The sequence below is a fragment of the Rhodococcus sp. DT1 genome, from assembly GCF_049844875.1.
Taxonomy (GTDB): Bacteria; Actinomycetota; Actinomycetes; order Mycobacteriales; family Mycobacteriaceae; genus Rhodococcus.
Genome location: NZ_JBNCLW010000002.1, coordinates 76,914 through 89,614 on the forward strand (window position 1 = coordinate 76,914; position 12,701 = coordinate 89,614).

Sequence of the window (12,701 nt, forward strand, 5' to 3'; positions counted from 1 at the left end):
AAAGTTGAGTGTGGATGATTCTCACGATTTCGAAGAAAGTGGGCCGCAGCCTGCTGGTCGTCCTTCTGGTGACGATCGCGGTTGTCGCACTGCTCGGTCTTGCTCCGGGATCTGTCGCACAGGTCATCCTGGGCGAGAATGCAACACCCGAGGCTGTCGCCGCGATGGACGCCAAGCTCGGCCTCGACCAGCCGTTCTGGGCGCAGTACACGGGATGGCTCGCCGATGCGGTGCGCGGTGATCTCGGAACATCGCCGCTGACAGGGCAATCGGTCAGCGAGGCCATCGGTGAGCGACTTCCGGTGACGCTGCAACTCGCCGCTATGGGCTTGATCATCGCTCTCCTCGTCGCGCTCGTCATGGGCGTGGTTTCGGCGTCGCGCCCGGGTAGCAAGGTGGACCGCGGGATGAACGCGCTGTCGGCGGTCTTCCTGTCGGTGCCGGCCTTCATCGCCGGCCCGGTACTGATCTACTTCCTCGCGATTCAGCTCAACATCTTCCCGGTGATGGGATGGTCCCGGATCGAGGAAGGACTCGGTGAGAACCTGCGTGGCGCTCTGCTGCCGGCGCTGGCGATCGCGCTCACGGAGATCGCGGCATTCCACCGTCTGCTCCGCACCGATCTCATCGGCACGCTGCGTGAGGATTTCGTCGCCGCGGCCCGAGCCAAGGGAATGCCGTCCTGGTACGTGATGTTCCGGCACGCGCTGCGCCCCTCGTCCTTCTCGCTGATCACCGTCGCGGGCATCAACCTCGGCCGCCTCATCGGAGGCACGGTCATCGTCGAAACATTGTTCGGGCTCCCGGGTCTGGGGCAACTCGTTGCGTCGTCCATCACGTCGCGTGACGTGATCATGGTCCAGGGCATCGTGGTGTTCATCGCGGTCGTCTACGTGGGAATCAACACCCTTGTCGATCTCAGCTACCAAGTGATCGACCCGCGGGTCAGGAAGGTGGTCGGAGCATGACCCAGGTCGCGTTGGAGAAGAAGGACGAGGGGCGCCCCGTCGACGAGGTAGCCACGAAACTTCCGGATGTACCCGCGGTCAAGAAGACCCGGTCGATTCTGGTGTACCTGTCGATCGCGTGGCTGGTGATCATCATCGGTGCGGCGGTCTTCGCCGGACTCCTGCCCCTCGCTCCGTACAACATCCCGATCGGTCCGCCCCGCACGCCACCCGGCTTCGGTTCGCTGGACACGCTCCTCGGAACCGACACGCTCGGACGGTCCCTGCTCTCGCGCGTCGTCTACGGCGCCCAGGTGTCGCTCGTGATCGGTGCCGTCGCCGGCACAGTCGGCTTCGTCGTCGGCTCGCTGTTCGGGATGATCGCGGGATACTTCGGCAAGCGTGTCGACGCCGTGATCTCGCTCGTCGCCGACGCCATGCTCGCGTTTCCGCCGCTCATCCTGCTTCTCGCCCTGGCGTCGATCCTGACTCCGAGCGTCCAGACGATGCTCTTCGGGCTCGGCTTGCTGGCGATTCCGTCGTTCATCCGGTTGTCCCGAGCGAACACCCTGGCGTGGTCCTCACGCGAATTCGTCAGAGCGGCAAAGAACATGGGTGCGGGGAACGGGCGCATTCTCTTTCGGGAGATCATGCCGAACGTTCTCGCCCCGCTGGCGTCGTACATGCCGATCGTGATCGCTGCCCTGATCGTCGCCGAGGGTTCTCTGAGCTTCCTCGGGCTGGGCATTCCACCACCCCAGCCCAGTTGGGGCGGCATGATCAACGACGGTAAGGACGCCATCGCGACGTCCCCGCACCTCGTCTTCGTGCCTGCCCTCGTCATCTTCTTCACGGTGTTCGCTCTCAATCAGGTAGGCGACCACCTCCGCACCAAGTACGACCGGACGCTGCACGACTGAGTTGGCCTCGAACCGGTTGTATTCGAACATTTTCCACATGAGAGGTCGAGAATGATACGACACAGACGTCTGGTGGCCGCGTTCGCGGCCGCATGCTCTGCCGCACTGGTGCTGGGGGCATGTGGGAGCGGCGATTCCGCTTCCGCTTCCAACGCCGCCCAGAGCACCGTGGACGCGGGCGACCCCGTAGCCGGTGGTACCGGACGCATCCTGCAGATGGGTGAACCGCGCTCGCTCGACCCCGCGGCGCTGTCCAACACCTGGGCCCACCAGCCCACTCTCGGCAATGCCCTCTACGGCACGTTGATGGTCACGGCCAACGACACGCTCGAACTCGAGTACAAGATGGCGACCGACTTCTCGACTGCCGACGGCGGAAAGACCTTCACGCTGGCGTTGCGGCCCGACCTCGCGTTCAGCGACGGTAGCCCGCTCGACGCCGCGGCCGTGAAGTTCAATTGGGACCGGCTCAAGGAACCCGCACTGGGATCCACAACGATCCGGCAGGCTGTGCAGATCGAATCGACCGAGGTGGTCGACCCGACGACGATGCGTGTGACGATGGTCGAGCCGAACCCCCAGTTCGGCCAGGCGCTCGTTGCCGGCGCACTCAACTGGATCGCATCCCCGGCCGCACTCGAGAAGGGCGCTGCGGCATTCGACGAGAATCCCGTCGGAGCAGGACCTTTCAAGCTCGTGAGCTGGACGCGTCAGGACTCGATCGAGCTCGAGAAGAACGCCGGGTACTGGGACGCACCGAAGCCCTATCTCGACAAGCTTGTGATTCGCACCGTGGCCGACGCCAACCAGCGTTCCAACGCGATGACCACCGGTGGGGCCGACCTCACCACGGAGACGAGCTGGACCAACATCAACAAGGCCGAGGCCGCCGGCCTGCAGTACCTTGTCGCGTCGACCGGTGGTGGCCAGTTCGCCGGTATGAATCAACGCCGCGCACCGTTCGACGACGCCCGGGCACGACGTGCCGTGTCGCTCGCTGTCGATCTCGACGCCGTGAACACCGTGGTCTACAACGGTGAGGGCGAAGTGCCGAAGACCTTGTTCCCCGAGGATTCCCCGTACTACGCCGATATCCCCTTGAGCACGACGGATGCCGCCGAGGCACAGCGTCTCTTCGATGAGCTCGCCGCGGAGGGCAAGCCGGTGTCGTTCACCTTCCTGTCCTACCCGACAAGCGAGAGTCGCGTGCTGGGTGAGGCAATCCAGGCTCAGCTCAGTGCATTCCAGAATGTGGAGATGAAGGTCGAGGTAGCCGATTTCCCCGCGGTGACAGCACGTGCGGGTGCCCGCGACTTCGACATGCTCGTCTCGTCCACGATCACCCAGGATCCGGATTACGCGCTGACCATGGCGTTCGACTCGCAGTCGAGCGGAAACTTCATGGGCGTGAACAATCCGGAACTCGACGCCGCGCTCGAGCGCGGCAGGTTCGGCCAGACCGCCGAGGAGCGCAAAGCGGCGTACGACGAGGCACAGCAGATCATCGCCGACACGGTGGTGGGTCTCTGGTACGTCCGGGCGTTGCCGTCGGTGACCTTCGGCAAGAACCTGCACGGCGCACAGATTTACACACTCGGGTCTCCTCTTCCCGAAGAGTTCTGGATCAGTAACTAGCCGACACGAGGAAAGGGCCGGCTCGCCGTGAATGCTCAGCCGCTTCTCGAAGTGAGAAATCTACGTGCCTACATCGGTACGCCGCGTGGCACCGTCCGTGCAGTGGACGACGTGTCGCTCGACCTGGATTCCGGACAGGCGCTGGGTATCGTCGGCGAGTCCGGCTCCGGCAAATCGGTGATGGCCCGCGCGATCATGGGGCTCATGCCTCCGCGTTCGGGTCGATCCGGCCACGTGACATTCAGGGGCCGTGACCTGCTGTCCCTGACGAAGAAGGAGAAGCTGGAGATCTGGGGAAACCAGATCGCCATGGTTTTCCAGGACCCGGGGCGTTCGCTCAACCCGGTGGTCAAGGTCGAGCGTCAGCTCACCGAGGGGATGCGGCGGCATCTCGGGGTGAGCCGGTCCGAAGCGCGGACCCGAGCGTTGAAGCTTCTCGAAGAAGTAGGCGTTCCGGACCCCGAACGACGGCTGGGCAACTATCCCCACGAGATGTCCGGCGGTATGCGCCAGCGCGTGATGCTCGCGATCGCGCTGGCATGTGAACCGGATCTTCTCATCGCGGACGAGCCGACCACCGCCCTCGACGTCACCGTGCAACGGCAGATCCTGGACCTGCTCCGCCGCGTCCAACGCGACCGGGACATGTCGATGATGCTCATCAGCCACGACCTCGCCGTCGTCGCCGGTCGCACGGACCGCGTGGCGGTGATGTACGCGGGACGGCTCGCGGAGGTGGGATCCACCCGAGAGGTGTTCGATGCGCCGATGCATCGCTACACCCACGCGCTCCTGGGGGCGACACCGACGATCGATCACGAGCGGCACGCACCGCTGCGCCTGATCGAGGGGTCGCTGCCCGATCCCACCGATCCGCCTCAGGGGTGCCGATTCGCGCCGCGCTGCACCCATGTTGCGGACGAGTGCACCGTCGCGCCGATCGGTCTCGAATCGGTCGGTATCGACCATGAGGTCGCATGTCTGCGTCCCGTCGTTCCGGCGGTCGGCGCTGTATCCGGAGGTGAATCGCATGGCGGGTAGTGGTACCGCTCATCTGCGGGGCGAAGAGGCCCTGCTCAGTGTTCAGGATCTCGTGGTGGAGTACCCGACGGATGCCGGCACCGTGCAGGCGGTGTCGAAGATCAGCTTCGACGTACTGCCCGGCGAGACGCTGGGAATCGTCGGCGAATCCGGATGCGGCAAGTCGACGACCGGCCGCGCCGTCCTCCGGCTCGACCGGGTGACGTCGGGGCGAATCCGCTTCGGAGAAGAGTGGATCGAGGGTGCGAGCGAAAAGCACATGCGTTCGCTCCGCCGGGATATGCAGATGATCTTCCAGGACCCGGTGTCCTCGCTCAATCCCCGCCGCGCCGTCAAGGACATCGTGGTCGAGGGGATGACCATTGCGGGCGCGTCGTCCGAGTCACGCGAGAAGGCCTCGGCGTCGGTTCTCGAGCAGGTCGGTCTCCCGGGCGACCGATTCGCGAACGTGCTCCCACGGCAGTTGTCCGGGGGACAGGCGCAGCGCGTGGCGATCGCGCGGGCGCTCGCGCTCGAGCCGAGGCTCCTCATTTGCGATGAACCTGTGTCGGCCCTGGACGTTTCGGTGCAAGCGCAGATCCTCAACCTCATCGAGGAACTGAAGACGAAGTTCGCTCTGACGGTGGTGTTCATCGCCCACGATCTCGGGGTCGTACGCACCGTCAGCGACAACGTGATGGTCATGTACCTCGGCAAGGTGTGTGAATTCGGTGATTCGATCGAGATCTACGATGATCCCGCTCATCCGTACACGCGTGCCCTACTCGATTCGGTTCCCCTGACCGATCCCGAGAAAGCGTTTGCAGGGCCGGCTCTGGCGGGCGACGTACCGTCGCCCCTTGCGCCTCCGACGGGATGCCGGTTCAGGACCCGCTGCCCGAAGGCCCAGGATCGTTGCGCCGAGGAAGAACCCGAGATGCGGGAGGTACGGCCGGGACAGTTTGCGGCGTGCCACTTCCCGTTGCCGTCGGTCACGGGACGGAAGAACCTTTTCGAGACGGTGGAGTCCGAACCTGCCGAGACGGAAGCCGTGGAGATCGAAACGGGGGACACCGAAACGGGCGACACCGAACTGGTGAACGCCGATGGGTGACGGTGGTTCCCGGGGCACCGGGCGCCCGTGAATGCCGTAGTGCCGGCCGTCCGGACCGGTCCGACCATCTGGGTGCTGGTCTTTGCCGGAATCGTCACTACCCTGATGTCCACGTTGGTGATTCCGCTCCTCGTCGACTTGCCGGAACTACTCGGAACAAGTCCCGCGAATGCGTCCTGGGTCGTCACGGTGACCTTGTTGTCCGGAGCGGTCGCCACCCCCGTGACCGGCCGGCTGGGCGACATGTACGGCGCACGACGGATCCTGCTGCTGTGCACGGTGCCGCTGATCCTCGGGTCGTTCCTGTGTGCGATGTCGTCGAGCCTGGCACCCATGCTCGTCGGACGCGCACTGCAGGGCGCAGGATTCGGCATCGTTCCGCTCGGTATCAGCGCACTGCGCTCGCTGGTCCCTCCCGAGCGCCTGGGATCGGCGATCGCACTGATGAGTTCGTCGCTGGGCATCGGCGGAGCACTCGGACTTCCGGTCGCCGCAATCGTCGCGCAGACCACGAGCTGGCGAATGTTGTTCTGGGGAGTCGGAATCCTCAGCGTGGTGATGGCGATCCTCATCGCATGGGTCGTACGGGACACACCGGCGAACGAGCACAGGGGCAAGTTCGACGGATTCGGCGCGTTCGGTCTGTCGGTGGCACTGGTATGCCTGTTGCTCGCGGTGTCCAAAGGCGGTGACTGGGGATGGACCGCGGGACTGACCTTGACGCTGCTCGCGGTGTCCATCGTGGTGCTTCTCGGCTGGGGACGTTGGGAGCTTCGAGCCGACAGTCCTCTGGTGGACCTCCGGGTGGCGATGGGCAACCGGGTGCTCGTGACCAATATCGTCACCATCCTGATCGGCTTCTCGATGTACTTCCAGGCCTTGCTCGTCCCTCAGATCCGGGTGCTGCCCGAGTCCACGGGATACGGCCTAGGGCAATCGATGATCGTCATGGGACTCTGGTGTGCGCCCGCCGGCCTGCTGATGATGGTGATCTCACCACTGGGCGCACGCCTCACGACCGCGCGTGGTCCCCGGACGACGCTCTGCACCGGTTGCCTGATGATGGCCGCGGCATACGGTTCGTCGCTGTTCATGATGGGATCGACCTGGGGACTGCTGGTGATCACCTGTTGCATCGCTGCGGGAATCGGGCTGGCCTACGGTGCAATTCCGACTCTGCTCATGGGAGCGGTGCCGCTGACGGAGGTCTCGTCCGCGAACAGCGTCAACACGTTGCTGCGTTCGCTGGGCAGTACGGTATCCGCAGCGGTCGCAGGAGTTGTCCTGGCACAGATGAGCATCATGTTCGCAGGCAACACGATTCCCACCGAGAACGGATTCCTCGTGGGCATGCTGATCGGTGGCGCCGCGGCACTTCTCGCGGCGCTCGCCACCGTGGCGATCCGCGGAGCGCAACCCGGCGGTACGGAGACCCCGGTTCCCGGCATCGCGGCACAGTCGCCGGCCGATGCCTCGTCGCGCTCCGCGGTCACCGGCCCGGGGACAGCGTCCGCACGGTGAGTGCGTCGAGCAGAGGAACTTGTCAGGCAGAGGGACTTGTCAGGCAGAGAGCTTACTGAGGGGATGCTCCGACGATACGCGACGCGGTCGCGCCCGGTCGCCGGACCGGATATCGATCGTGCTGAGGCGGTCGTCGCAGATCCGGACGAGGTCCGTGAGGACCTGCGGGTCGAGCCGGTTCCAGCGGTGTTTGGTCAGGAGCCTGCGTAGCCGATGGAAATAGTCCTCGGGGGATATCCCGAAGGTGACGAAGATGTCTTCGTCGGGCCCGCCGTTCCAGTGGCGCCACTTTACGGCGAAGGCGAGTAGTGCAGCTTCATCGGTCATCGCGCCGTCTCCTTCTATTGTGGGGGTGTGGATGCACTGCGCATCAACGCAATTGGTCCTTCATGACTTTGCCCGTCGCGTTCAGTGGCAGGGCTTCGAGATACTCGATGGCCCGAGGGGCCTTGAACCCGGCCATTCGCGCCCGGCTCCAGGCGAGCAACTCCTCCGGCGGTACCGGATTCGCCGACACGACGAATGCCTTTGCGACCTGTCCGAGGCGCTCATCCGGGATACCGATCACGGCGACCTGGTCGACGGCCGGGTGTTCGAGCAGGAACCCCTCGATTTCCGCGGGATATGCATTGAAGCCACCGACTATGAACATGTCTTTCTTTCGGCCGACGATCCGCAGGCGGCCGTCGTCGTCCAGCGTCCCGAGATCTCCGGTATGCAACCAGCCTTCGAGGTCGACAGCTTCCGAGGTTGCCTCCGGATCGTCGAAATAGCCCTGCATGACATTGTAGCCACGGATGAGCACTTCTCCGTCGTCCGCAATGCGGACTTCTATTCCCTCACAAGGAATCCCGACCGTGGTGGCGATTTGTTCGAAAGTGTCGCCGGGCCGGGACGCCGTGGCCGTACCGGCTTCGCTCAGCCCGTACCCGGTCATGATGGTTCGAAACGGCAGTTCGTTGCTGATACGCCGGATCAGATCGACGGGGATGTCTGCCGACCCGGTCACCGCTGCACGCAACGACGAGAGGTCCCGTGTGCCCTGTGCGGCCAGAAGGGACTGGTAGAGCGTCGGTGGGCCCGGAAGTACGGTGACCCGTTCGCGTTCGACCAGTTCGAGAACTCTGTCGACATCGAGAACGGGCACCGGGAGTACGGTGGCGCCCCGGATCATCGACGCGATCAGGCCGGCTTTGTAGCCGAACATGTGGAAGAAGGGGTTGACGACCATATATTTGTCGCCCTTGCGGAGATCGGCGAGGTCGCACCACTCCGAGAACATCCGGAGAGTCTGGGTGTGGTTCATCATGACGCCCTTGGGACGTCCGGTGGTTCCCGAGGTGTACATGATGTCGGCGATATCGTTGCCGCTCAGCCTGCGGGCGAAGGGATTTCCGCTCTCCAGGAATCCCGACCTCATATCGAACGTAGGCACTCCTGCCGGCGTCCGGAATTCGGTACCGAGGAAGCCGTTCTGGACGAGCACGACCTTCGCTCCGCTTCGGCGGATGATGTCGCCGGCCTCATCCTCTTTGTAGCGCGTGTTGACGGGGACGAGGATTCCGCCCGCCGCGAGCAGCCCGAAGGCCGCGACGATCCATTCTGCGGAGTTGGGGGCCCAGATCGCTACCCGGTCACCCTTGTCGATGCCGGCCGCGGCGAATGCTCCTGCGGCCCGGCGGATGCGGGCGGTGAGCTCGGTGAAGGTGAGCCGGAGGTCCCCGTCGACGACCGCTTCGGCATCGCCGAAGCGGTCGTCCGTGCTGAGGACCATCTCGGGGATGGTCCGCCAGGTCATACCTTCAGCAGCCTCGCGAGATTGCCACCCATGACCAGCTTCTGATCCTCGAGGGGAAGATGCTGGATGTGGTCGATGTAGCTGGTCGGCTCGGCCAGTCCCTCGGGGTGGGGGTAGTCGGACCCGAAGAGCACGCGCTCGGCACCGATGAGGGCCGTCAGCTTGCTGAAGTCCTCTTCCCAGAACGGGCTGACGTGGATGCTCTTCTTGATCGCTGCGACCGGGTCCTGCATGCCGAAGCCCTCGGGGGCCTTCTTGTAGACGTCGGCGAGGGTCTGCAGCACGTGCGGCAGCCAGGACGCGCCGTTCTCGATGACTGCGATCCGCAGCTCGGGGAATCGGAACAGTGCACCGTGGCAGACCCACGACGCCACGGCATCCTGAATCGGACGCCATTCGCTGACCATGCGGAACGCGTTCGTGACGAACGGGAGCATTTCTTCGCCCGTGCCGTCCCACTCCTGGTTGTACCGTGCGTAGCCACTGTCGGACGAGTGCTGGGTGACCAGGACGTCGAGTTCGACGACGCGCTTCCAGAACGGATCGAACTCCGGGAGCGCGAACGAGCGCGGACCCTTGTAGCCGGGAACCGGTGCGGGCCGGACGAGGATCGCCTTCGCGCCGCGCTCGACACACCACTCGAGCTCTTCGATCGCCTTGTCGACGATCGGCAGGCTGATGACCGGGACGGTGAAGATGCGGTCCTTGTAGTTGAATCCCCAGGTCTCGTACAGCCACTGGTTGAGTGAGTGGACGACCGCGTGGATCAGCTCGGGGTTGTCGCGCATGCGCTCTTCGACGAGGCTGGCCAGCGTCGGGAACATCAGAGTGCGGTCGATCTGGAGTTCGTCCATGAGCTCGAGACGCGCAGCGGGTTCACGGAAGGCGTCGATCGACTTCATCGGCTTGCCGAAGATCTCCCGCTTGCTCTTGCCCTCGGGATTGCCGTTCTTGAAGTAGTCCTCCATCGCTCCGGGACGAGCGACCACCTCGAAGGTGGGGTTGGGGATGTACTCGCTGATCTGATTGCGGATCGCGATCTTCGTGCGGCCGTCGACCTGCACGTACTTGATGGCGCCCTTGTACTTCTCCGGGAGGAACTTGGTGAGGGCTTCCTCGGTCTCGTACAGGTGGTTGTCCGCATCGAACAGCGGATACGGCAATTCTTTCGGTGACATAGATCCTCCTTCTCCTGTTGTGAGAATACTATTCTCTTCCGCGGGAGGCCGCAATATCCCCGCGCACCCGGAACTTCTGGATCTTGCCGCTCGCGGTGCGGGGGAACTCCGTCACTTCGTGCAGTTCCTCGGGCCACTTCTGCTTCGCGATACCCGAGGCCCGGAAGTGTTCGCGCAACTCGTCGAGCGTGGGCATCGCGTGCCCCGGATGAAGCCTCAGTACGGCCGCAGCATGTTCACCCAGGCGCTCGTCGGGGGCGGAGACGACCGCGGCCTCCGCAACCGACGGAAGCGTGAGCAGTACTTCTTCCACCTCGAGGGCGCTGATGTTCTCGCCGCCCCGGATGATGAAGTCGGCCTTACGGTCGGTGATCGTCAGGAAGCCGTCGTCGTCCAGCACCCCGATGTCGCCCGTGTGGTACCACCCGTCCTCGTCGAACATGCGGGCAGTGAGTTCGGGGTCGGTGTAGCCCATGCAGAGATCCGGTCCGCGGCTCAGGATCTCGCCGTCCTCGGTGAGGCGGATCTCGACTCCCGGTGAGACGCAGCCGTCGGTGAAGAGCCGCTTGTCGACGGGATGGGTCACCAGCGAACTCGTGATCGACGGATGCTCGGTGCTCCCGTACGCCCGGAACACGGTGATCCCGAGCGAGTCGAGCCGGCGGGTCACCGCGGCCGGAACTGTCGAGCCGCCGAGACCGGCGTACTTCATGTACTTCAGGTGCCGGCCGGGATCGAAGTCCGGGTGATCGAGGAGGCTGGTGACGAAATAGGTCGCGCCGCCGCCGATGACCAGGCCGTCGCTCTCCATGAGTTCGATTGCGCGAGCGGGGTTCCACACGTCGAGCAGGTTGATGGGGGAGTTGTCGAGCAGAGGGATCAGGAAGGCATTGACCATGCCGATGAAGTGCCCCACCGGTGCGCCTGTGAGCTGCGTGCCCCGGTCGGCGGGATAGCGGGCGGCGAGTTGCCGCGTCTCGAATCCGAGGGTGCGGTGGCTGTGGACCACGCCTTTGGGATCACTCGTGGTGCCGGAGGTGAAGGCGAGCAGTGCCGGCGCCGCGGGGTCGGTGGGGAGAACGCCTTCGAAGGGTTCGGCGTCGAGCAGGTCGTCGAAATCGCGCCCGACCACGCCGACGATCGGGATGTCGGCGCAGAGGTCGGGCTGGTACTCGGTGTACCCGAACCGCTCGGCGCACACGAAGACCTTGGGCGAGGACTCGCGCAGGATGAACCCGAGTTCCTTGCGGCCGTAGAAGTGCACGATCGGCACCACGGTCGCGCCGAGGAAGGACGTCGCCCAGAAGACGGCGGCCGCTTCCATCCAGTTCGGCAACTGGAACGCCACCACGTCACCGGGGCCGACGCCGCGCCGGCGCAGGCCTGCAGCGAGACGACGCGCGACGATTTCGACCTCACCGACTGTTCCCGACCAGGGCCGCACGTCGGAGTGGACCCGGAACTCGATGTCCGGGGCGGCCTTCAGGCCACGAGCCAGCATGTCGCCGATGGTCTCGCGTGTCCACCACCCTTCGTGCTCGTAGCGTTCGACCAATTCGGGGGGCAACTGCCGCATCGTGGGAGCTCCAAGGTCAAGGGGTGAGACCGCTCTGCCGCGCGTCGCAGCGCTCGGAGTCGGCTTCGGTCATATGCGAGCATGTTATTCTCCGATTTCCAGAATTCCAATATCAATTTGGAGAACAGAGCTATGGTCGATCTCGAACTCGAAGACGGACTGGCGATTGTCACGATCGATCGCCCCCACGCCCGCAACGCGATTGCGCCCGAGACCATGGACCAGCTCGAGAAGGTTCTCGACGCCGCTGCCGACGCGCGTGCGCTGGTCATTCGAGGTGCGGGCGACAAGGCTTTCGTATCGGGCGGTGATCTCAAGGAACTGGCAAAACTGCGCACCCATGAGGAGGCCGCCGAGATGGCGCGCCAGATGCGGGCGATCTGTGATCGGATCGCGGAGTTCCCCGCGCCCGTCGTTGCGGCACTGAACGGGCATGCGCTCGGCGGGGGTGCCGAGGTCGCGGTGGCCGCGGATATCCGGGTCGCCGCCGACGACATCAGGATCGGGTTCAATCAGTCCACGCTCGCGATCATGCCCGCGTGGGGTGGGGCAGAACGGCTCGCGTCGCTCGTGGGCAGGGGCAGAGCTCTGATGCTGGCGGGTTCCGGCACCATCCTCCGTGCCGAAGAAGCCGAGCGAGTGGGACTCGTCGATCGTGTCCTCCCGCGCGAGACGTTCGACGAAGGGTGGCGCGCGCTCGGCCGCGCGCTCGCCAACGACTCGTCCGCGTCGATCAAACGAGTGATGAACGGGGCGACTCCGGCCGAAGCCGTCGACGCCTTCGCTCGCCTGTGGGTAGCCGACGCGCACTGGGAAGCAGCCGAAAAAGTGATGAATCGGGCGCGCTGAAACCTCTTGGACGCGTGACCTCGGTCACTTTTCGGCCGAAACCTCCGAGACCTCGCGAACCGACTGAGGTTTGTGTGACTGGAGAGATCTCTTTTTCGTAACCTGAGCCACTTTTTACAACGATCGTGTCAAGACGCCGCGCC

The 12,701-nt window shown here is 64.6% G+C and carries 11 protein-coding genes; 7 read left to right on the top strand and 4 right to left on the bottom strand.

Annotated elements, in window-relative coordinates; all coding sequences use genetic code 11:
* The first annotated feature begins 14 nt into the window (after positions 1-14).
* The 6 genes from ACLQ3J_RS04690 to ACLQ3J_RS04715 all read left to right on the top strand — a co-directional run bounded on the left by ACLQ3J_RS04690 (position 15) and on the right by ACLQ3J_RS04715 (position 7,157).
* A complete protein-coding gene (locus ACLQ3J_RS04690; RefSeq protein WP_169622050.1) occupies positions 15-968 on the top strand; it encodes an ABC transporter permease in 954 nt (317 codons plus the stop codon).
* Entirely contained in the window at positions 965-1,867 is a 903-nt protein-coding gene (locus tag ACLQ3J_RS04695; protein ID WP_296550712.1) for an ABC transporter permease, read from the top strand. Before ACLQ3J_RS04690 ends, ACLQ3J_RS04695 begins: the two co-directional genes overlap by 4 nt.
* A gap of 51 nt (positions 1,868-1,918) precedes the next feature.
* Entirely contained in the window at positions 1,919-3,502 is a 1,584-nt protein-coding gene (locus tag ACLQ3J_RS04700) for an ABC transporter substrate-binding protein (RefSeq protein WP_425902335.1), read from the top strand.
* 102 nt (positions 3,503-3,604) lie between these two features.
* Positions 3,605-4,543 carry an ABC transporter ATP-binding protein gene (locus ACLQ3J_RS04705; RefSeq protein WP_296550713.1) on the top strand — a complete coding sequence of 313 codons (939 nt, stop codon included), beginning with the start codon at positions 3,605-3,607 and terminating at the stop codon, positions 4,541-4,543.
* Positions 4,533-5,636, top strand: coding sequence for an ABC transporter ATP-binding protein (locus ACLQ3J_RS04710; RefSeq protein WP_425902337.1), 1,104 nt, complete (start codon positions 4,533-4,535; stop codon positions 5,634-5,636). The genes ACLQ3J_RS04705 and ACLQ3J_RS04710 overlap by 11 nt, the downstream gene beginning before the upstream one ends.
* Before the next feature lie 27 nt (positions 5,637-5,663).
* Entirely contained in the window at positions 5,664-7,157 is a 1,494-nt protein-coding gene (locus ACLQ3J_RS04715; RefSeq protein WP_296550715.1) for an MFS transporter, read from the top strand.
* 39 nt (positions 7,158-7,196) lie between these two features.
* Here ACLQ3J_RS04715 and ACLQ3J_RS04720 read toward each other — a convergent pair whose 3' ends face one another.
* Genes ACLQ3J_RS04720 through ACLQ3J_RS04735 form a run of 4 tightly spaced genes read right to left on the bottom strand, consistent with a single transcriptional unit; the run spans position 7,197 to position 11,709 of the window.
* The gene (locus tag ACLQ3J_RS04720) at positions 7,197-7,484 is read right to left on the bottom strand and encodes a DUF3263 domain-containing protein (protein WP_169622056.1); all 288 of its coding nucleotides are present in this window, start codon (positions 7,482-7,484) and stop codon (positions 7,197-7,199) included.
* Between the two features lie 43 nt (positions 7,485-7,527).
* Entirely contained in the window at positions 7,528-8,955 is a 1,428-nt protein-coding gene (locus ACLQ3J_RS04725) for a FadD3 family acyl-CoA ligase (protein ID WP_425902339.1), read from the bottom strand.
* Positions 8,952-10,133, bottom strand: coding sequence for an amidohydrolase family protein (locus ACLQ3J_RS04730; RefSeq protein WP_169622058.1), 1,182 nt, complete (start codon positions 10,131-10,133; stop codon positions 8,952-8,954). Before ACLQ3J_RS04730 ends, ACLQ3J_RS04725 begins: the two co-directional genes overlap by 4 nt.
* A 28-nt stretch (positions 10,134-10,161) precedes the next feature.
* The gene (locus ACLQ3J_RS04735; RefSeq protein WP_169622059.1) at positions 10,162-11,709 is read right to left on the bottom strand and encodes an AMP-binding protein; all 1,548 of its coding nucleotides are present in this window, start codon (positions 11,707-11,709) and stop codon (positions 10,162-10,164) included.
* A gap of 132 nt (positions 11,710-11,841) precedes the next feature.
* Here ACLQ3J_RS04735 and ACLQ3J_RS04740 point away from each other — a divergent pair, with 132 nt between their 5' ends.
* Complete coding sequence (locus ACLQ3J_RS04740) at positions 11,842-12,558, top strand: enoyl-CoA hydratase/isomerase family protein (protein WP_425902340.1); 717 nt, start codon at positions 11,842-11,844, stop codon at positions 12,556-12,558.
* Positions 12,559-12,701: the final 143 nt, after the last annotated feature.

What these genes read in the sequence shown, in the direction of transcription:
- ACLQ3J_RS04690 (WP_169622050.1), top strand. Translation starts at nt 15, where the DNA reads ATGATTCTCACGATTTCGAAGAAAGTGGGCCGCAGCCTGCTGGTCGTC.
- ACLQ3J_RS04695 (WP_296550712.1), top strand. Translation starts at nt 965, where the DNA reads ATGACCCAGGTCGCGTTGGAGAAGAAGGACGAGGGGCGCCCCGTCGAC.
- ACLQ3J_RS04700 (WP_425902335.1), top strand. Translation starts at nt 1,919, where the DNA reads ATGATACGACACAGACGTCTGGTGGCCGCGTTCGCGGCCGCATGCTCT.
- ACLQ3J_RS04710 (WP_425902337.1), top strand. Translation starts at nt 4,533, where the DNA reads ATGGCGGGTAGTGGTACCGCTCATCTGCGGGGCGAAGAGGCCCTGCTC.
- ACLQ3J_RS04720 (WP_169622056.1), bottom strand. Translation starts at nt 7,484, where the DNA reads ATGACCGATGAAGCTGCACTACTCGCCTTCGCCGTAAAGTGGCGCCAC.
- ACLQ3J_RS04725 (WP_425902339.1), bottom strand. Translation starts at nt 8,955, where the DNA reads ATGACCTGGCGGACCATCCCCGAGATGGTCCTCAGCACGGACGACCGC.
- ACLQ3J_RS04730 (WP_169622058.1), bottom strand. Translation starts at nt 10,133, where the DNA reads ATGTCACCGAAAGAATTGCCGTATCCGCTGTTCGATGCGGACAACCAC.
- ACLQ3J_RS04735 (WP_169622059.1), bottom strand. Translation starts at nt 11,709, where the DNA reads ATGCGGCAGTTGCCCCCCGAATTGGTCGAACGCTACGAGCACGAAGGG.
- ACLQ3J_RS04740 (WP_425902340.1), top strand. Translation starts at nt 11,842, where the DNA reads ATGGTCGATCTCGAACTCGAAGACGGACTGGCGATTGTCACGATCGAT.